Annotated in this window: 18 protein-coding genes and 1 riboswitch; of the genes, 7 read left to right on the forward strand and 11 right to left on the reverse strand. The window is 38.0% G+C overall.

From position 1 onward, the window contains the following. Positions 1 to 74: 74 nt before the first annotated feature. Complete coding sequence (locus C8K15_RS06620; RefSeq protein ID WP_199224071.1) at positions 75 to 572, reverse strand: GNAT family N-acetyltransferase; 498 nt, start codon at positions 570 to 572, stop codon at positions 75 to 77. A 91-nt stretch (positions 573 to 663) separates the two neighbouring features. Between C8K15_RS06620 and C8K15_RS06625 the strand changes: the two genes are divergently transcribed. Both C8K15_RS06625 and C8K15_RS06630 read left to right on the forward strand, forming a co-directional pair. Next, complete coding sequence (locus C8K15_RS06625; RefSeq protein WP_108585632.1) at positions 664 to 1,110, forward strand: MarR family winged helix-turn-helix transcriptional regulator; 447 nt, start codon at positions 664 to 666, stop codon at positions 1,108 to 1,110. 70 nt (positions 1,111 to 1,180) lie between these two features. Next, positions 1,181 to 2,491 carry an NAD(P)-binding domain-containing protein gene (locus tag C8K15_RS06630; protein ID WP_108585633.1) on the forward strand — a complete coding sequence of 437 codons (1,311 nt, stop codon included), beginning with the start codon at positions 1,181 to 1,183 and terminating at the stop codon, positions 2,489 to 2,491. Positions 2,492 to 2,603: 112 nt separating this feature from the next. Here the strand turns inward: C8K15_RS06630 and C8K15_RS06635 are convergent, their stop codons facing one another. Then, positions 2,604 to 3,095, reverse strand: a complete 492-nt coding sequence (locus tag C8K15_RS06635; RefSeq protein ID WP_108585634.1) for a DinB family protein — start codon at positions 3,093 to 3,095, stop codon at positions 2,604 to 2,606. A gap of 150 nt (positions 3,096 to 3,245) precedes the next feature. Between C8K15_RS06635 and asnB the strand changes: the two genes are divergently transcribed. Both asnB and C8K15_RS06645 read left to right on the forward strand, forming a co-directional pair. Next, positions 3,246 to 5,093 (forward strand): asparagine synthase (glutamine-hydrolyzing), encoded by a 1,848-nt coding sequence (gene asnB / locus C8K15_RS06640; protein ID WP_108585635.1) that lies wholly within the window; start codon positions 3,246 to 3,248, stop codon positions 5,091 to 5,093. Between the two features lie 270 nt (positions 5,094 to 5,363). Continuing rightward, positions 5,364 to 6,614: an erythromycin esterase family protein gene (locus C8K15_RS06645; protein WP_108585636.1), complete on the forward strand. Its 1,251-nt coding sequence runs from the start codon at positions 5,364 to 5,366 to the stop codon at positions 6,612 to 6,614. Between the two features lie 132 nt (positions 6,615 to 6,746). Here C8K15_RS06645 and C8K15_RS06650 read toward each other — a convergent pair whose 3' ends face one another. Both C8K15_RS06650 and C8K15_RS06655 read right to left on the reverse strand, forming a co-directional pair. Further along, complete coding sequence (locus C8K15_RS06650; RefSeq protein ID WP_108585637.1) at positions 6,747 to 7,418, reverse strand: YqjF family protein; 672 nt, start codon at positions 7,416 to 7,418, stop codon at positions 6,747 to 6,749. A 274-nt stretch (positions 7,419 to 7,692) separates the two neighbouring features. Beyond that, positions 7,693 to 8,457, reverse strand: coding sequence for a MerR family transcriptional regulator (locus C8K15_RS06655; RefSeq protein WP_108585638.1), 765 nt, complete (start codon positions 8,455 to 8,457; stop codon positions 7,693 to 7,695). Between the two features lie 180 nt (positions 8,458 to 8,637). Continuing rightward, positions 8,638 to 8,815: riboswitch (Lysine riboswitch) on the forward strand. A gap of 112 nt (positions 8,816 to 8,927) precedes the next feature. Between C8K15_RS06655 and C8K15_RS06660 the strand changes: the two genes are divergently transcribed. Then, positions 8,928 to 10,322 carry an amino acid permease gene (locus tag C8K15_RS06660; protein ID WP_108585639.1) on the forward strand — a complete coding sequence of 465 codons (1,395 nt, stop codon included), beginning with the start codon at positions 8,928 to 8,930 and terminating at the stop codon, positions 10,320 to 10,322. Positions 10,323 to 10,386: 64 nt separating this feature from the next. Here the strand turns inward: C8K15_RS06660 and C8K15_RS06665 are convergent, their stop codons facing one another. From C8K15_RS06665 to C8K15_RS20570, 4 genes are all read right to left on the reverse strand, one after another. Continuing rightward, positions 10,387 to 10,755, reverse strand: coding sequence for a DUF2188 domain-containing protein (locus tag C8K15_RS06665; protein ID WP_108585640.1), 369 nt, complete (start codon positions 10,753 to 10,755; stop codon positions 10,387 to 10,389). A gap of 270 nt (positions 10,756 to 11,025) precedes the next feature. Further along, entirely contained in the window at positions 11,026 to 11,202 is a 177-nt protein-coding gene (locus C8K15_RS06670) for a YjcZ family sporulation protein (protein ID WP_108585641.1), read from the reverse strand. 620 nt (positions 11,203 to 11,822) lie between these two features. Next, positions 11,823 to 12,542 (reverse strand): YebC/PmpR family DNA-binding transcriptional regulator, encoded by a 720-nt coding sequence (locus C8K15_RS06675; RefSeq protein ID WP_108585642.1) that lies wholly within the window; start codon positions 12,540 to 12,542, stop codon positions 11,823 to 11,825. 208 nt (positions 12,543 to 12,750) lie between these two features. Further along, positions 12,751 to 12,921 (reverse strand): hypothetical protein, encoded by a 171-nt coding sequence (locus tag C8K15_RS20570; RefSeq protein WP_199224072.1) that lies wholly within the window; start codon positions 12,919 to 12,921, stop codon positions 12,751 to 12,753. Between the two features lie 458 nt (positions 12,922 to 13,379). Between C8K15_RS20570 and C8K15_RS06680 the strand changes: the two genes are divergently transcribed. Continuing rightward, the gene (locus C8K15_RS06680; RefSeq protein ID WP_108585643.1) at positions 13,380 to 15,044 is read left to right on the forward strand and encodes a formate--tetrahydrofolate ligase; all 1,665 of its coding nucleotides are present in this window, start codon (positions 13,380 to 13,382) and stop codon (positions 15,042 to 15,044) included. Positions 15,045 to 15,107: 63 nt separating this feature from the next. Here the strand turns inward: C8K15_RS06680 and C8K15_RS06685 are convergent, their stop codons facing one another. Next, positions 15,108 to 16,499 carry a bifunctional metallophosphatase/5'-nucleotidase gene (locus tag C8K15_RS06685; protein ID WP_108585644.1) on the reverse strand — a complete coding sequence of 464 codons (1,392 nt, stop codon included), beginning with the start codon at positions 16,497 to 16,499 and terminating at the stop codon, positions 15,108 to 15,110. A 207-nt stretch (positions 16,500 to 16,706) separates the two neighbouring features. On the opposite strand from C8K15_RS06685, the gene C8K15_RS06690 reads away from it, so the two are divergent. Then, positions 16,707 to 17,522, forward strand: coding sequence for a DUF2785 domain-containing protein (locus tag C8K15_RS06690; protein ID WP_108585645.1), 816 nt, complete (start codon positions 16,707 to 16,709; stop codon positions 17,520 to 17,522). 39 nt (positions 17,523 to 17,561) lie between these two features. On the opposite strand, the gene C8K15_RS06695 is transcribed toward C8K15_RS06690, so the two are convergent. Together C8K15_RS06695 and C8K15_RS06700 are read right to left on the reverse strand one after the other, a co-directional pair. After that, positions 17,562 to 18,269, reverse strand: a complete 708-nt coding sequence (locus C8K15_RS06695) for a ZIP family metal transporter (protein WP_233260400.1) — start codon at positions 18,267 to 18,269, stop codon at positions 17,562 to 17,564. A 140-nt stretch (positions 18,270 to 18,409) separates the two neighbouring features. Beyond that, positions 18,410 to 18,961 carry a hypothetical protein gene (locus C8K15_RS06700; protein WP_108585646.1) on the reverse strand — a complete coding sequence of 184 codons (552 nt, stop codon included), beginning with the start codon at positions 18,959 to 18,961 and terminating at the stop codon, positions 18,410 to 18,412. Between the last annotated feature and the right edge of the window lie 5 nt (positions 18,962 to 18,966).

Genomic DNA, 18,966 nt, shown 5'->3' on the forward strand with positions numbered 1-18,966 from the left:
TGTATGTCACACAAGTTATTTGCAATTACTTGTGTGACATTCGTTCGAACTTACCTACGCTCGAATACTAAGACTTAGTTTATTCCTACGTTGGTACTTCTTCTTTCCATTACAATATTGTCTCGCCAAATCCCGTCCATTTTCCCCATTCTTTCATGCGTTCCAACAACTCGAAAGCCACATTTCTTATGAAGGTTGATACTTGCTTCATTTTCAGGAAAAATAACTGCCTTTAATGTCCAAAACCCTTGTTGCTCAGATTCGGCAATGAGCTCTTGAAGCAGTTTTCCACCGACACCTTTTCCCTTCGCACTTGGATGCACATAAATACTGACTTCCCCCACACCTGCATAGACAGGACGTACAGATGTAAAGAGTACTTTTGCCCACGCCAACACTTGACTATCTTCTTCTGCAACCAAATGACATTGTGGATGAGCAGCTTCCATCCATTTCTCATATGTAGGTGCTTGTGTTTCAAATGTAGCATTTTTTGATTTAATACCTTCTTCGTAAATGTCTTTCACTTGCGGCCAATCTGAAGGTGTCATGTGACGAATATTCATTACCATGTTCAAGCTCCGTTCTTTATAAATATTTTTATCAAAGTATTAGTTGCATTTTGCAATCAATAAGCGTATAACTAGTTTAAAGAGGTGAAACATGGAAAACAAACGTGAGCTTTTTCAAATTTTAACTCGCCGCTTCGTTCTTTTGAATAAAAACTGTTGTACTGCTGAAGGGATAGAAATTTCAACTGTGCATAGCCATATAATATATGAAATTGAAAAGCAACACAGCCCTACGATGCAACAAATTGCAGATACTTTAGCAATTGACGTTACGACTTTTAGTCGACAAATACAAACCTTAATAAAAATGCAGTTAGTTTCTAAGTCCCCTTCTTTAGATGATAAACGCTTTTTCAACTTATCTTTAACCGCAGAAGGACAAAAATTAGCGCAATCAATTGAAACATCAATGAATGCATATTTAGATGAAATATTTTCCCATATGAATGAATTTGAACAAGAGACAGTGCTACGCTCTATTAAATTATTAAACAGTGCTATGGCGAAATCAAGCGTATGCTGTACACCATATCTATAAGCAAGAGAAATCTTGCTTTCCTTATTGCTATATACTTGCATTTTACAAATAAAAGAAATGAGGAAGTCCAATGAACGCAAATAAAATGAGTTTTAACATTTTAACGAATTGTGAACCATCTATTTCTACATTGCCAATCGCAATAATTGGAGCTGGCCCCATTGGATTGGCAACGGCTGCACATTTATCAGCTAAAAATGAAAAGTTCGTCATTTTCGAATCTGGCCATTCCGTAGGTTTTAATATTTTACAATGGAGTCACGTTCGTTTATTCTCATCATGGAATTATAATGTAGATAAAGTAGCAGTAAAGCTTTTAGAGAACTGTGGCTGGAAAGCTCCAGTCATGAAACGATTACCTTTTGGAAAAGAGCTAGTAGAAGATTACTTAATGCCATTAGCCAATTTGCCTGAAATTAAACCCTACATCCAGATGAATTCAAAAGTAGTGGCAATTAGTAAACAAGGGTTAGATAAAATGAAAAATGCTGAACGTGGTGAACAATCATTTATCATATATGTAGAAAGAGATGGTCACACCGAGCGTATTCAAGCAAAGGCAGTGATAGATGCAACCGGAACTTGGGGCCAACCTAATCCTGTGAATGCGGATAATGTATGGACACAACAAGAAAGATCACTTTCATCTCGGATAACGTACGGCATCCCTGACGTTAAAGGAAAGGATCGTTCTACATTTGAACATAAACGCGTGGCAGTAGTTGGCGGTGGTCATTCTGCAATCAATACTATTTTGGAATTAGCCAACCTGGAAGGAACCGAAATCGTCTGGATTCTTCGTAAAAACCGAGTAGATGAAGTATATGGCGGTGAAGCCTTGGATGCACTCCCAGCTAGAGGTCAACTAGGATCGCGGATTCACCAATTAGTTGATAGCGGAAAAATCAACGTCCATACCCCTTTCCTCATACATCAAGTAATCGAAGAGGATGGCACTTTAACCATTCAAGGTTCTTCAAAGCAGAAAGATTCATCAATACAAAATATCGATCAAATTATTGCTAATACAGGGTCTCGTCCTGATTTCAGTTTTTTACGCGAAATTCGTCTGGAAATAGATTCCACAACAGAAAGCGTTTCTGCTTTAGCACCACTCATCGATCCTAACATTCACAGCTGTGGCACTGTGCGACCTCACGGGGAAGCTGAACTTCGCCAACCAGAAAAAAACTTTTATGTAGTGGGTATGAAGAGTTATGGACGTGCACCTACCTTTTTAATGGCAACAGGCTATGAACAAGTCCGATCAATCGTCGCCCATTTAACTGGTGATCAAGAAGCTGCCACACGAGTAGAATTAGATTTACCTGAAACGGGTGTTTGTAGTTCTACTATCCGTGGGAAAAGTAGCTGTTGTTAATCAAGCTTAAGGCACGTTACTTGGATATCCAAGTAGCCGTGCCTTTTATATTTATCCATACCCGCATATGAATTTAATAGAACCAGGAATAGCCTCACCTTATGAGAGAGAGCTACTTTTTTAGTTCTTCTAAAATTGTGAGGCCTTTACCAATCAAATTCGCAGATACGGGTTGTTTCCCTATTTCCCTAAACCAAACGGATAACTGTCCTACATGATGAATTTCGTGAGCAATGGTATGCCTCATCACTTCACCCCACGTTAGAGTTTCGATGCTTCCGTCTTGTCTAGTTTCTTGCAAAAGCTTATTTTCCAATCCACTTTCCCAAGAACCTACAAACTCCTGGACTTCTTTTTTAAAGAGTTCATCTAACTCTTTCACCTTCTCTAAACTCTTGTATCCATCAAAACTCTCCTGAAAATCGGGTTTACCTTTTAAAACACGAATCCAACTCCACTCCACATCAATAATATGAAATAGCGTATGTAAAATCCCACCTACTCCTCCCGTCCTAACCTTGAGAAGTTCTTCCAACGGTACATCTTCACACCATTTATACCAGTCTTCTCTTACCATCCAGTTATAGGTAAACAAAGTTTTCATGCTTACTCCTCCTTAATAACATCATTCTCTATATACAATTGATTCGACTTCCTTGTGATGAACTCCTACCGTATGAGCAATATTAATTTTTTTGCATAGGCTAGAAAGATGCAACTTGATGATGTTTTAAGCAAGAAGGGATGATGATTAATGTGTGGTATTACAGGATGGGTTCATTTCAATCGCGACTTACAAACGCAAGTACTAGTCGTTGAAAAAATGACGAAGACACTGTCTAAGCGAGGTCCTGATGATGACAATGTGTGGATAGAAAGACATGTACTTTTTGGTCATCGACGATTAACAGTTGTTGATCCTATCGGTGGTAAACAGCCAATGACAAAAATACATCAAGACAATCGCTATACCCTTTGTTACAACGGCGAATTATATAATACGGAAGATCTTCGGAAAGAGTTATTGCAAAGAGGCTATACCTTTTCTGGACACTCCGATACAGAAGTATTACTGACTTCTTATATTGAATGGAAAGAGCAGTGCGTGGAGTATTTTAATGGGATTTTCGCCTTTGCCATTTGGGATGATAAAGAACAAAAAGTTTTTATTGCGCGCGACCGGCTAGGAGTAAAACCGTTATTCTATAGTGAAAATAATGGTGGCTTAATTCTCGGTTCAGAAATAAAAGCGTTACTTGCGCACCCTGATATAAAATCACAATTGTCTAGGGAAGGATTGGCTGAAGTATTAGCCGTTGGTCCATCTAGAAAGCCAGGTTCAGGGGTATTCCACGGAGTCAATGAATTACGCCCTGCTCATGCAATGTCTGTATCACGGCTAGGTCTTCGAATTTGGCGTTACTGGAACGTTAAAAGTGAAGTCCACACGGATTCTGTCGATGAGACGGCTGAGAAAGTGCGATTCCTCGTAACAGATGCAGTCGAGCGGCAACTCGTTTCAGACGTTCCTTTATGTACGTTTTTATCGGGTGGAGTTGATTCAAGTGCCATTACTGCTATCGCAGCTAACCGTTATAAGCAAGAAGGAAAAGGTCCACTTCATACGTATTCTATCGACTACGAAGACAATGACAAGTTTTTTAAAGCAAATGATTTTCAGCCCAATGCAGACGGACCATGGATCGGGAAAGTGGTCAATGCTTTTCAAACCATACATCATTCTTCGATTATTACACAGGATCAACTAATCGATTATTTAACAGAAGCCGTTCATGTGCGAGATTTACCAGGAATGGCGGATGTGGACTCTTCCTTGCTCTGGTTTTGTCGAGAAATAAAACAAGATTTCACAGTCGGGTTATCTGGTGAATGTGCGGATGAAATTTTTGGAGGTTACCCTTGGTTTCACAATACCAATGATTTAAACGGAACAGGTTTTCCATGGATGCGTTCAACAACCGAACGTGCCTCGTTATTAAAAGAGCATTGGCGCCAAAAACTTAAACTCGAAGAATATGCCCGACAAGCTTATGAAGAGACCGTCTCTGAAACTCCACGACTATATGGAGAGACAGCTATCGAGGCAAAACGAAGAGAAATGTTTTATTTAAATATCGTGTGGTTCATGACTACGCTACTCGATCGCAAAGATCGCATGAGTATGGGGGCTAGCTTAGAAGTACGTGTACCATTTGCAGATCATCGACTCGTTGAATATGCTTGGAATATCCCATGGGAAATTAAAATGGTTGGAAATCGAGAAAAAGGTATTTTGCGTAAAGCATTAGAAGGTCTATTACCTGACGATGTCCTTTACCGAAAAAAGAGCCCATATCCAAAAACGCATAACCCTTACTACACAGACAAGGTTCAATTGTGGCTGAAAGAAATTCTAACAGATAAAAATTCCATTCTTCACGAATTATTTGATCGCAACCGTCTAAACGAACTTGTTGAATCTAAAGGTACAGCATTTAAAGTTCCTTGGTTTGGCCAATTAATGTCTGGACCTCAGTTACTGGCCCATCTAGCACAAATGCATGTGTGGTTTGAAGATACACATATTCAAATAATTGATTAATAAAGAATTGGTCCAGAGTCAAAACTTTGGATCAATTCTTTTTATTATTCGAAACAGAGTAAACTTGAAATGAATGAAAAAGCACCACTTAACTCAAACTTATACGAAAAGGGAAAAGTGCCATTCTAGCTCGACTCCGACGGTGGAAGAAACGAATCGAAAACCTGTTTTCGCATGAGTTTCTGAAGCGGAGGTGCGAGCTGGCACTTGGAGCTAGACATCACGAAAGCGAAAGTAATTAAAGCCAGACATTGAAAAGGAGTGTTTTAATTGAAATCTCTTAAAGAATCCATAAAGAAACATGCTATATCTTTCGAAACAACTGAAGATTTAGATCCAATTATTGAAGCAATTGGTGACGCAAAGATCGTTCTCCTAGGTGAAGCTAGTCACGGCACTTCCGAGTTTTATACGGTAAGAGCAGAACTATCAAAAAGGCTTATTGAGGAAAAAGGATTTACACTAATCGCTGTGGAAGGAGATTGGCCTTCCACCCAGCAAATTAATAGATATATAAAAGGTTATACCGAGGAGGAGAAAGACGTCCGTGGTGTGTTGAAGTCATTCAATCGATGGCCAACTTGGATGTGGGCCAATGAAGAAATTGCTGAATTTGTTTCATGGTTGAAGGTGCACAATGAACAAAAAGAAGCGTCGCTGAAAGTAGGTTTCTATGGAATTGATGTATACAGTTTGTGGGAATCTATTAATGAAGTGATTACATACTTAAGCAAGACAAAACCAGATAGCATGGAGTTGGTACTGGCAAAAAAAGCATTCTCTTGTTTTGAACCATATAACCGACATCCTGAAAGCTATGCAATGTCCTCCGTTAATCTCTCACAAGCATGTGTAGATGAAGTTTCAAAGCTCTTAACTTCCATTCGATCTCACGAAGAAAACTACAAAGATCCACAGGAATTGGACTTGAGTCTTAAAATCAATGCGATGGTTGTCCAAAATGCTGAAGAATATTATCGTGCAATGGTTCAAAGTGATGATTTGTCCTGGAATGTTCGGGATGAGCATATGGTTGAGGCGATCAACGAAATCTTGGATTACCATGGTAATGACGCGAAAATTATCATTTGGGAACATAACACACACATTGGAGACGCATCTGCAACAGACATGGAAGCGGCAGGCATGATTAATGTTGGGCAAATCCTTCGTCAACAGAATAGAAAGGAAAATGTCTACGCTGTGGGATTTGGAACCAATAGAGGGACGGTCATCGCTGCTGATGAATGGGGAATTGCATATAAACAAATTGATGTGCCTCCAGCCATGAAAGACTCTTGGGAAGCTGCACTGCATAATACAGGTGCAATTAATAAACTGTTAATCTTTAATGAAGAAAATCGACATTTGTTTAATGATTGGATTGGCCATAGAGCAATTGGCGTGGTGTACAATCCCGAATACGAAGCATATGGCAATTACGTCCCTTCAAAAATCGGAAGTCGTTATGATGCCTTTATCTACATGGATCAGACGAAAGCTCTTACTCCTCTTGACTAGAACTTCATAGTGATTTTATGTATCTATGCGCTGTTTTGTGTCGACTACGCGCGGTTATATGTCGTCTATTCGCGCATTCTTGTCGACTATTCGCGATTCCCCAAATTCTCAACACGGTTCAAGAAAAACCTTTTAATATTCCCTCACAGGCGCGAAAAATCGCGCTTTTTTCATTTTGGAATAATGAGCGACTGGACTATCTTCTTGAAAATCCATCTGCAAAAACGACAACTTCGATTTATCATGAATTCTTCCGCTTACATGTTGCAACACCCAAGGCGAATGATAGGTATCTATTCTAAATAAATGATGTTGCGTTTTGGTCCATAAGTGATAACGCTCCGTTAGCCATCGTTCAAAATGATTACTTTCAATTGGTTTAGTCACCACTTTAAATGTAGAAACGAACGTTTCAGATATACTATATGTGAATATTTTCTTATGTCGTTTTAATCTCACATTCGCATATCTGTAAGGCAAAAAGTTACCAAGAGTCGTCAACTTAACAATCAAAGAATTACTGGCTTCTAAACTAAAGGCATGAATACCTTTTCTTCCCTTGTATGTAACATACGTTCGAATATTTAATTCTAAAAAAGAACTCACCCCAGGTACAGGAGGTATAAACCTAGGTCGATTCCCTTTTACCTTAAAAAACACAAAACCGATCCATGCCATGTTGTTATATAAATCGAGTTCCAGTTCTTTAGGTATGTACTTCCTCACCAAATCTGCAGGCACAGGCCAATGAAGAAATAATACGTCGTGCCATTCCTGCGTCATTAACCATGGCTTTCTTATCATGAATTAAATCTCTCCTCTCGGTAAGGTCTAGATACTTATTGTTTCCTACATGTGGGATATTCAAACGAATAAATCATATCCAGGGATCTCTCTATGATTTCAAAAGATTTTATAGAGGGAAATTTCCTATTCAATGATTTCAGACGTAAGATGCTATTTTTCAGACGTGAAGCCAAAAAAGTCAGACGTCAACTTCAATTTATCGGACGTGACCCATAATTTTTCAGACGTCAAAAAACTTGTATCGATGTTTTAGTCATCGATACACGTTTTTTTATTTGCGCAACCCAGTGTAGACATGGATAGCATCTTTAAGAAATTCAGCGGTACCTGGAACTTCTTTATCGTAATACATGGTAAATCGTTCATCATCTACGTACATTTGTGCAAGATTTTCGTGCGCTTCTTTGCTATATTCATTCCAAAAGTACATAAGCCATTGTTTATGCAGGTCTGCTGCTCTTTGCGCAAGGTCGCTTGATGGATCTCCTGTTTTAAATGCTTCAGCTAAAGTCGTCTGTACTTCTTCGGAAAGTCGCTTCACTTCATCGTGTTGTGATTGCGTCATGTTTTTTACTTTTGCATTGGATTTATTGACGGTTTCATCTCCATACTTCTCGCGAATCTCTTTTCCGTAAGTCTTTTCATTTTGATCAATCATTTTTTGTTTAAATCCTTCAAACTTTTCATTGTTTGTCATCTCTATTTCCCCTCCCTTCGATGAAATTGTTTTTTCGACATTGGCAATTAATAAATCTAACTGGGCTCGCTTATCAAGGAGTTGTAAACGGTGATCCGCTAAGGCTTTTGCTTCATCAAAAGTTGGTGACGTCACAATTTGATTAATCGTCTCTAATTTAATTCCAAGTTCTTTATAAAACATGATTTGCTGCAGTAAATTAACTTCTTTCTCACCATAAATCCGATATCCTGATGAATTGATTCTCGCCGGCTTGAGCATGCCAATTTCATCATAATAACGCAACGTCCGGGTACTGATACCTGCCATCTTCCCAAGCTTTTGCACCGTATATTCCATACTTCACCTCCCGATAAGTTAATCGTACACCTTCACGTTACGTCAAAGTCAAACGGTTTTAAAATAATTATCGTGGGTATACAGACTTTAGCTCTCCCTTGTGACAATGATTATGTTTGACATCCTCTAAGAATGTATTTATATTAATACAGTTGAATAAATATATTCCTCATCAGCTCAAGATGAGGTAGAGGTCGCAATAAATATGAATAGTTTGAAGGAGAGTCAGAGAACTTGCTGATATCAAACGAAAGGATTTATTGCCGAAGTACTATAACACTCTGGTTATGGGAGCTGGGACTGTATCCGAAAGGGGCAGGACTGTCATAGTGAGTCACTATGTTGAACTATCTTTTGACTGATCCGGTTTTTGCACACCGTTTCTGAGTGTGCTTTTTTTATACTCTTTTTGACAAGACATGTAATTTCTTATTTTGAGTCAATCGAGTTTCGATAGAGAGGAAAATACGATGAATACAAATAAAAAACTTGGTTTATGGATATTAACTGCGTTAGTAGTTGGAAATATGGTGGGCTCCGGTATTTTTATGCTGCCTCGTACATTAAGCGAAGTTGCAAGCCCTGCTGGCGTTATATCGGCTTGGTTAGTCACAGGTTTCGGTGTACTAATGATTGCTCTTGTGTTTGGTAATTTGGCAATAAGAAAACCTAATCTAACCGGGGGTCCTCAAATTTATGCGAAGGAATTATTTAAGTCTGGTAGTAATTCTTCCACAATGTCAGGATTTATGTCTACTTGGGGATATTGGTTTGGGAATGTTGCTGGTAATATCGCCATCATCACAACTTTTGCAGGTTATTTAACTACGTTCTTCCCTATATTAGTAAATCAGGCTGAACTGTTTACAATTGGATCTTTCACATTAAGAGTAGGAAATGCATTAACCTTTACAGTTTGTACGCTCCTTCTTTGGGGTGTTCATTTTATTATATTAAATGGTCTTGAAAATGCTGGTAAGATAAATTTCGTTGCCACAGCAACAAAAGTAATTGGTTTCATCTTATTTATTGTGATTGGCTTATTTGCATTCCAAAAAGCAAATATTCTTCCTTTTGTAGCACCAAGATACGATGAATTAGGACATTCAGTCAGTCTGTTTGGGCAAGTGAATAGTGCCGCAGTAGCCACTCTTTGGGCATTTCTTGGCATTGAATCTGCCATTGTTTTTGCTTCACGAGCTAAAAAACCAATTGACGTTAAGCGCGCAACAACGATTGGACTGCTAATCGCACTTGCCCTTTATATGGGTATCAGCACATTAGTTTTAGGTATGTTAAACCATGATGCTTTAATTGCTTCTGATAAACCGCTAATTGATGCTATTTCAACTGTGTTGGGACCAGTAGGCGGGAAAATTCTTGCAGCAATTGGATTGATTAGTTTATTTGGTTCAACAATCGGTTGGGTCATGCTAAGTGCTGAAATTCCTTATCAAGCAGCTAAACAAGGGTTATTCCTCCCTTCATTCGCAAAAGTAAATAAAAAAGGAATTCCTGTCCTTTCATTGATAATCACGAATTTAATTGGACAAGTGTTCATTTTCTCGACGATTTCTAATACGATAGCTTCAGCTTTTGATTTCATTATTATTGTAGCTACCCTATCTTATTTAGTTCCTTATTTCATTTCTTCTGCATTCCAGTTAAAGCTTGTCTTTACTGGGGAAACATATACAAATGTCAGAAGTAGAATTACAGATGGGATTATCGGTGCTCTTGCTACTGCTTACTCCATCTGGGTGATTTATGCAGGAACTGCAGATATCAAAACATTTACATTTGGAGTCCTTTTACTCGCAAGCGGGATTTTATTTTATAAACAAGTAAAAAAAGCTAACATTTAATACGCAAACACCCACTTCATTATGTAGATGAAGTGGGTGTTTAAATTTCATGAGATTTAGACCTTCAATCATAATCATACATCGTGTCTTGCAATGAGCCATCTTCTTGGTAAATTTTCAGTACCCCATTGTGTTCATTCACATAAGGTTTTGCTTTATCTAATAGTTCTTGCTTTGTTGCTGCTACAGAAATCGCATTCGTACCGGAATCCTTCTGAAGTTGCCATCCATCTGAATGCTTCAATACTTTGTAAATTTCTTGTTTTACATCACCACCAACATATTCACGAGCTTTTTCTGTGACGATTTCAATAGCTCGTCCGTCTTCCGTTCCATCCCGCAGAAGTGCGTTGGCAATTTCAATAGCTTTCTTACGGACAGGCGTGTCCAAGTTATTAAATGAATCTGGATAATCAGTACTGTTCCAAGGCATGCGAAAAACTCCTTTTTTAATAATAAGTTCCCGTAGATCATACACTCAAAACAACAACTCAATAATTTTGCAACAGAAATAGTATTTTGTGCAACCTGGAACGCCATAATGACTACCTGGAAGCATATTGCGGTTAGCGATAGTTCAGATATAAAATCACAATAAAAAAGAGTGCCGTCTAAGGCACTCTTTACTCAATTTGGATAATGTTTAGGGGAATTTCAAGATATTCATCACTTATACGTGCTTAAATATCTTGTAACTACTTACTTAGCATCTCTTATGGTTAAAAGTTGCTCCGATAATAATTAATAAGATGAAAAGAACCACAATTAATGCAAAAGTGCTACCTCTACGAGGGCAGCATTCCTCGAACTGACCACCACCACATGGTGCATAACCTCCACAAGCGCCGTAACCGCCACCGTAACCGCCATAATAATCCATGATAAAGTCCCCCTTTCCTTCAATGATTATTATTATCTTATGTAATTTATTGAGAGGGACCTAGGGATTTCGCGGAGTTTTTAATATAACAAAAGACATGAAAGTGAAGTAAGAGCATTTCGTCAAGATGCTAATAGCGGTAATGGTTTACAGGGATGCTTCACATGTTATGTTTAAATCAGTGACCACACATTGACATAGCCTAGATATTATGTAATAATAATCTAGTTAACAAATAGCAATTAAGATTTGAAATTCTGGCATCTACTCGATGTTTTTGATTAAACTTATTCACACTGGCGCGACTAAAGGGTCGCAAGGACGTAAAAGAAGGTAGGGTTTACGTTGCTTAAGGAAGACAACCAGTGGACAAATTACCGCGGCACGGAAAGAACGGAACACTTTCTTAGGAAATTATTCCCCGAATATTCGGGATGAAAAATATCATTCAAAGCTTTATATGTTATCTTGTCTATCAAAGGGGCATGTCCAATCGGGCATGTCCCTTTTCCAATTTTCACAAGAAAAGTGGAGCGGATTGATCTGTGGAGCTTCTTTTATTTTTCTTAGTATGTAAAAACAAAAAAATCCAACAACCATTTACGGTGTTGGATTTCTCTTCATTCGCCTAAATCAACATTATGATAAACTTGTTGAACATCTTCTAAATCTTCTAATGCATCAATCATTTTCTCGAATTGAATTTGAGCATCCACATCAAGAGGAATGTCGTTTTGCGCAAGCATCGTCAGTTCAGCTACAGTAAAGTCTGTAATTCCTATGGTTTTAAATGCTTCTTGAACTGCATGGAACTGATCTGGTTCAGCATAAACAATGACTGATTCTTCTTCTTCTAAAACATCACGTACATCGACGTCCGCTTCGACTAAAAGTTCGAATATTTCATCTGCCGTTTTTCCATCAATCCCAATAACAGCCGTTGCATCAAACATGTAAGCCACAGATCCGCTGACACCCATGTTTCCACCGTTTTTACCAAATGCAGCACGAACATCTGAAGCTGTACGATTGACGTTATTTGTCAGAGCATCAACGATAACCATTGAGCCATTTGGTCCGAAGCCTTCATAACGTAGTTCATCATAACTTTCTTCTGATCCGCCTTTTGCTTTTTCAATGGCACGATCGACAATTGCTTTTGGCACACTATATGTTTTTGCGCGTTCTAAAACAATTTTTAATGCTCGGTTAGACTCTGGATCTGGTTCACCTTGTTTTGCAGCTACATATATTTCGCGTCCAAACTTAGCATAGATTCGACTTGTATTTGAATCTTTTGAAGCTTTCTTTTCTTTAATATTATTCCACTTACGTCCCATTTCGATTCACTCTCTTCCCGGTGTGTCTATCTAAATAATGATAATTTCATACCATATACTTTACGCTTGCTCACTGTTGCATTATACACCAAGAGCTTAATAATTTTCGAGTGAAATCCCAAAAAAGACTTCTGTTTTATCCTAATAATGCTAGTTGAATATGAACTCATAAAAAAAGACTAACTCATTTGAGATAGTCCATTGATCATTAGAGACCTTCTGTATTAATGCGGGGTTGCGTCACCACAGTCTCTGTATTTTCATTTTTCTCTTCTGAAACATCGTTTGATGAAAGTTTAACATTTTTTGTTTCATTATCCTTACGAGTAATGGTTTTATCATCATGATTGTGTTTGTCTTTATTTTTATTATCGGGCATGCATATTCCTCCTTCGAATCATTTATAGAATGTAGTTTGGTTTAGGTATACCCGGAATTCACTTTTATCACACGCTTCAAGCGCTTGAATGCTTATTTTTGTTGTTTCGGTTAAGATATATCATTCAATTCTAGAGAGCTGGGTGTCCCTCGCGAAATAAAAAGACGAATGATTTTTATTAAAAATAATTAAATCGTTCGACTTTTAACTAAAAATTCACTTGAATCTATGAATTTTGTAAGTTAGTATTGTCAAATAGAGAATTAGGAAGGTCATTCTGTGAATTCCTATAAACACATCATAATAGTAAAAGGAGTAGATTATGAAAACTAAAAATAGATGGTTGTTAAATCATAAGCGAAGTTGAATTTACTCTGTAGTTAGTTCATGATTGCGATATAAGAAAAGCAGGATCAATTAATATTTCCATAAAAGAAAAAAGGAAAGTTGGAGAATTCATGTCGTTTACAGACTTATCCATTGCTACGAATGCAACGATGTTACCGATACAGGAAATTGCTGATAAAGCAGGAATACCACGAAAGGCACTTGAATTATACGGAAATTATAAAGCCAAGATTGACGTCCATTCTCTGCCACCTGTGACTACTCAAGGCCAAGTCGTCTTAGTTACTGCCATCAGCCCAACACCTGCTGGTGAAGGAAAATCGACGGTTACGGTAGGACTTGCTGATGCATTTAATCAACTAAATGAGTCTGTCATCGTCGCAATGCGTGAACCATCGCTAGGACCTGTTATGGGAATGAAAGGCGGAGCAACTGGCGGCGGATTCGCACAAGTATTGCCGATGGAAGACATCAATCTTCATTTCACCGGAGATATACATGCCATCACATCAGCAAATAATGCATTATCCGCGCTTATCGATAATCATTTACATCAAGGTAATGCACTAAATTTAGATCCAAGAAGAATTGCGTGGAAACGAGTTCTTGATATGAATGACCGTGCATTAAGACAAGTAACTATAGGTTTAGGCGGTCCACTACAAGGAGTTCCTAGACAAGATGGATTTGATATCACCGTGGCCTCTGAAATTATGGCAGTCTTATGCTTGGCAACAAGCCTCGAAGATTTGAAAGAGCGCCTTGCTCAAATGGTCATTGCTTATACATATGATAAAGAACCCGTAACTGTACGACAATTAGGTGTTGAAGGTGCTCTCACATTGCTATTAAAAGATGCATTCAAGCCGAACTTGGTGCAAACCATTGAAGGTACTCCTGCAATCATTCACGGTGGTCCTTTTGCAAATATTGCCCATGGCTGTAATTCTTTGATGGCAACAAATACCGCTAGAAGACTGGCAGATATCGTCGTAACGGAAGCTGGGTTTGGGGCAGATTTAGGTGCTGAGAAATTCATGCACATTAAATCAAGAAAAGGTAACTTCCACCCAGATGCCGTAGTCATTGTTGCGACCGTACGTGCCCTCAAGATGCATGGGGGTGTTGAGAAGAATCAACTTACACAACCAAATGCTGATGCTGTGAAACGCGGGATGTCGAACTTAGCAAAACACGTAGATACGATTCGTCAATTTGGTATTGAACCAGTCGTTGCATTAAACCGTTTTACAGCAGATGCACAAGATGAGTTACAAGAAGTTATGAAATGGGCTAAATCACAAAGTGTTCAGATTGCATTGACCAATGTATGGGAGCAAGGTGGTAAAGGTGGACTTGAATTAGCTAAGCTTGTTAAAGAAGAATTAGCTAAACCGAAAAACTTTACTATGCTTTATGATGAAACCGATTCGGTCGAAGAAAAACTTCGAATTATTGTTCAACAAGTATATGGTGGGACTGACATTCAGTTAACAGATAGTGCCAAGAAAAAGCTGGTAGAACTAAAAAAATATGGCTGGGATGCATTGCCAATTTGTATGGCCAAAACTCAATATTCTCTTTCTGATCAGCCTTCCCTTCATGGGCGTCCTGAAGGGTTTACCATTACCATCCGGGACATTATCCCGAAACTCGGTGCTGGCTTCTTAGTCTGTCTAACGGGTGACATCATGACCATGCCAGGTTTACCAAAACAACCTGCCGCATTGAATATGGATGTTGACTCAGATGGTAATGCGGTCGGATTATTTTAATTTAAATTACCTTCGTTTATGAATGAACAAAACCGGTACGGGAGATCTCCCGCACCGGTTTTTCTATACGTTCATTTTAGTTTTCTGTTTCCATCGGTTATCCATCGCACGCTCCACAAAATCTGTTTGGTTACCATATTGACGGATGACGTCTTTGATTTCTTCTGCTTGGTATTGATCATTGCGGTTGTTCGCAAGTGATGCATAGCCTGAACCGCGCTGTAAATAATCAGAGCTTGCTACTGAATACCAAACATCATCTTCCATCGTTTGTCCTCCAATGGTGACCACTTCGATTACTTTGCCGTTATGTACGATATCAGCACCGGAAATATGAAGTCTTCCCACGAATTTTCCTCTGAATCCAGGACCTCTGCCATCTGCCAAACAAACTTGGACATCCAGTGATTGCTCAAGAGCTAATTTGATGTCTTTTCCTTTCACTTCAAACGACGTTGGATTTAAAGGAGATGGACAGATTTCAATTAGCTTTTTATTGGAAATATCGTTAAAGACACCCGCATTGACAATACCACTGTTAATAAGACCAATATCGCACTTCAACATGTCTTTTAACCCGTCCGCAATTAGGTTAGTCAATGGATTTTCCTCAAGCACATCATGCCAAAGAGGATGACTGATTGTATAGAGGGGCTTGCTCAACGTTTCAATAGCTATTTCTTTATTATCCTTAAGAATAGCCAGTACACGCTCATCTTCCTTCCCGTGTTCGGTAGAAAGAGTGGCCGAATGAAGCAATTCTATGTGTCTATTCGGATTCACTTCTAATTCCACAACTCCTAAATATTCTCCGTACTTCCCTGCACTGTTCATAATTGTGCCATTGACGATTTTTGCTTCTTTGTAAAGTTGGTGATCGTGTGCAGAAAGGATAACATCTATTTGGGGCATATCTTTCGCTAGGTCTTCGTCGGCTACAGTTCCGATATGGCTAAGCAAAATACACAAATCGTACTTACCTTCATTTCGTTCAATCACATTCGCAATCGCAACCTGATAAGGATGCACATGAATCCCTAGACCTTCATTGAACACACCCATATCTGGTGAAGAGCCCGTAATCAGTATACGCAATCCATTTTTATTGATAATCGTACTCGTAACTACTCCCTTGACGTTGCTTAATTCTTTTCTCACTAAGTTGTTGCTAATGAACGGGACAGAACTGTGGGTTGCCATATGTTCAAGCGTATCCATGCCATTGAACATTTCATTGTTCCCTATAGTCAATGCATTGTATCCCACTTCTTCCAGCAGTTCAATTGCCGCTATTCCTCTCGTACCTTGCAATTCGATGCTTTTAAAGTCAGCGAAATCCCCACCATCTAGAATTAAAGTATTGTCATCTTTATGCTGCGCAATCAATGTCGCGATTTTTGAAAAGTTTTCAAAGTTACTATGTATGTCATTAGTATGTAGAATTTTTAGTTTCATAATGTCCCCCAGCTATTTTTCACTCTCTTTTAATACATTCTAAAAAACTTTTTAATAATTTTATCATGTGGTAATATTATCATATATGTGTATTTTTTGTAAAAAATTATATTAACACACTTTAAGTATTTTGGACATTTAGAGTTCAATAAAGCAACTCAATAATCATTCTTAAATAAGGTAGAGTGAGCAAAAAGGAGAAATAATATGGAAAACTTAAAAACAACATTAACTAGTGTAATCGCTGGGGAAGTAACTCATATATCAATACATATTCTTGATGAAATGATTGAAAATATTGGCACGACCGACCCTGTCGTAAGAGATCAACTTATTTTTAGTGCATTTTGTAAACTGATATTCGAAGATCTTTTTGAAAAAGAGCAGTTGGAATATATATTGAACTCTCTATTAAAAAATAGTTCATTGTTTTTCGATTTAGAAAATTCATCGCCAGATTCTGTCTTTACGCGTTCATTCACGTCTCTCATCTTTGCAGCAATTTTAGAATATGATGTAACCAAACAAATACTTGATGAAGGTATCGTTCGACAAGTCATTAATGCTTCACATGACTATATGATGAACGAACAGGATTTGAGAGGTTATGTACAAGATAAAGGATGGGCACATGCCGTCGCCCATGGAGCTGATTTATTGGAATCACTAATCAAACATCCGTTGTCAACAGAAGCAGATGCACGAAAAGTACTCAAACATATTGCTCGATTCCTCACTATTGCAGTCGGTTATCAAGACGATGAAGAAGAACGATTAGCTCGTGCATTTGTCACTTTAGCCACTCACCATTTAACTGATGAAATTATTTCGGATTGGCTTTATTCGCTTGATCGCTCTCTTAGAGAAAAAAGGGCAAACGATCATGGAGAATTGCAACCATACTATGCACAACTTTCTTTTAAGAATTTTTTGAAATCAGCTTTCTTTTTGTTTGAGAAACAGCTGGACAGTAAACCTTTGCAACATACTATCAAACAAGTTGTCTGTAAACTTATCCATTAACAAAATCTCGTAATCTCAGCGGGGTGTATTTTGTATAAGTTAAATAAAAGCGAAATATACTCCAATTACACCAAAACCAAAGAGTGCAAGGAAGAAAACTTTCGTTGACTTAGAGTCTTTAATCGAGTCAGTCAGAATTTCTTTTACCGTCACCATATAGATCATCCCAATAGATAAGCTGATGAAAACCGACCAGAAAACCGGACTATCGATGCCTAAAAAATTCCCGAAATATGCACCAACCCCCACTGGTAAGGCTACAATAAGAGAAAAAAAGATCAATGTCCAGATGCCCAGACCAGCGATAAATAATGGAGTAAATACAATAATCCCTTCAGGAACGTTATGAAGAAATATTGTTTGAAGGATGGAAAAGCTTAAAGTGGAGTCTTGATTAGAACCTAACGTGATTCCTATTGGAAGGTTATGAAGTGAAATACTTAACATTAGCATCGCCCCAGTGTATAAGGGATTACGCTTTTCTTTATTTTCTGGAAGTACCCTTTGAATCATAAACGATTTATGTATGACCTTAAATAAAGTAACGCCTATTAAAAATCCCAAAATAAAAGTAAACCAATTGCCTAACTCGATTGCTTCAGGAGCAATTTCAAAACTTATTAATCCAAGAATTAAACCTGCGCAAATACTGTAAACAGTATCGATTCGCTTCTGAAATCCTTTTAAAATCCAGGCAATAATCCCCCCGATACTAAAACCTAACGCTGTACATAAATACCCAACCACCCATATAGAAGAAATGTTTACCACCCTTATGATATTTGTTTCTATGTTTATATGGGTTTTTGTCTGCATTTATGAAAACTACCGTAGATGCCGAAACCAAGCGAAAAAAAAAGGGCTTCCCAAAATAGGGTTACCTTCTGTTAATATTCATCATAAGGCACTTCGAGTTTCATCACCTTTTGGTAAATTTCACTTTTCACCTTTCCATCTACTATTCCGGATCCAATAAAACTGAAAGTATAACCATCTTTAAACTCGAAAATATAGTTTTCTTCGCGATTTGTTTTTTCGTCGTACATTTCGTGTGTCACTTTCGCAAGGTCTTCCCACTGGTATTCAACCTTAGAACCCAAGATCGGATTATTTTTGATAAAGTCCTTATGGAGATATACGTAGTTTTGAACACCTAAGCTGAAAATGGTGATGAAGCCAACTACCGCCATGAACCCTAGCAACATATTTAACATTTTGGATTTTGAAAAATACATTGCACATAGAAAAACGATCACAACTGCAAAAGCTAAACCATACATCATCATACTTGTACCTTTCGGAATAAAGACAACTTTATCAGGAGTATCCGATAGTGTAACAGAAACAATCATGGGTGTCAGCATGATAACAAAAGGGGCTATTATTAATAAAAGTAAGGAAAAAATCCAAAATTTACTTTTATCTTCCGTGTAATCCATCATAT

It is taken from the genome of Paenisporosarcina sp. OV554, assembly GCF_003058165.1.
In the GTDB taxonomy this organism is placed as follows: domain Bacteria; phylum Bacillota; class Bacilli; order Bacillales_A; family Planococcaceae; genus Paenisporosarcina.

Bases quoted from the DNA above. Each gene is read 5' to 3' on its own strand.
- C8K15_RS06690 (WP_108585645.1), top strand. From the start codon at position 16,707: ATGGAAAACTTAAAAACAACATTAACTAGTGTAATCGCTGGGGAAGTA.
- C8K15_RS06655 (WP_108585638.1), bottom strand. From the start codon at position 8,457: ATGGAATATACGGTGCAAAAGCTTGGGAAGATGGCAGGTATCAGTACC.
- C8K15_RS06680 (WP_108585643.1), top strand. From the start codon at position 13,380: ATGTCGTTTACAGACTTATCCATTGCTACGAATGCAACGATGTTACCG.
- asnB (WP_108585635.1), top strand. From the start codon at position 3,246: ATGTGTGGTATTACAGGATGGGTTCATTTCAATCGCGACTTACAAACG.
- C8K15_RS06620 (WP_199224071.1), bottom strand. From the start codon at position 572: ATGGTAATGAATATTCGTCACATGACACCTTCAGATTGGCCGCAAGTG.
- C8K15_RS06685 (WP_108585644.1), bottom strand. From the start codon at position 16,499: ATGAAACTAAAAATTCTACATACTAATGACATACATAGTAACTTTGAA.
- C8K15_RS06635 (WP_108585634.1), bottom strand. From the start codon at position 3,095: ATGAAAACTTTGTTTACCTATAACTGGATGGTAAGAGAAGACTGGTAT.
- C8K15_RS06625 (WP_108585632.1), top strand. From the start codon at position 664: ATGGAAAACAAACGTGAGCTTTTTCAAATTTTAACTCGCCGCTTCGTT.
- C8K15_RS06700 (WP_108585646.1), bottom strand. From the start codon at position 18,961: ATGGATTACACGGAAGATAAAAGTAAATTTTGGATTTTTTCCTTACTT.
- C8K15_RS06650 (WP_108585637.1), bottom strand. From the start codon at position 7,418: ATGATAAGAAAGCCATGGTTAATGACGCAGGAATGGCACGACGTATTA.
- C8K15_RS06665 (WP_108585640.1), bottom strand. From the start codon at position 10,755: ATGCCTTGGAACAGTACTGATTATCCAGATTCATTTAATAACTTGGAC.
- C8K15_RS20570 (WP_199224072.1), bottom strand. From the start codon at position 12,921: ATGCCCGATAATAAAAATAAAGACAAACACAATCATGATGATAAAACC.
- C8K15_RS06675 (WP_108585642.1), bottom strand. From the start codon at position 12,542: ATGGGACGTAAGTGGAATAATATTAAAGAAAAGAAAGCTTCAAAAGAT.
- C8K15_RS06660 (WP_108585639.1), top strand. From the start codon at position 8,928: ATGAATACAAATAAAAAACTTGGTTTATGGATATTAACTGCGTTAGTA.
- C8K15_RS06630 (WP_108585633.1), top strand. From the start codon at position 1,181: ATGAACGCAAATAAAATGAGTTTTAACATTTTAACGAATTGTGAACCA.
- C8K15_RS06670 (WP_108585641.1), bottom strand. From the start codon at position 11,202: ATGGATTATTATGGCGGTTACGGTGGCGGTTACGGCGCTTGTGGAGGT.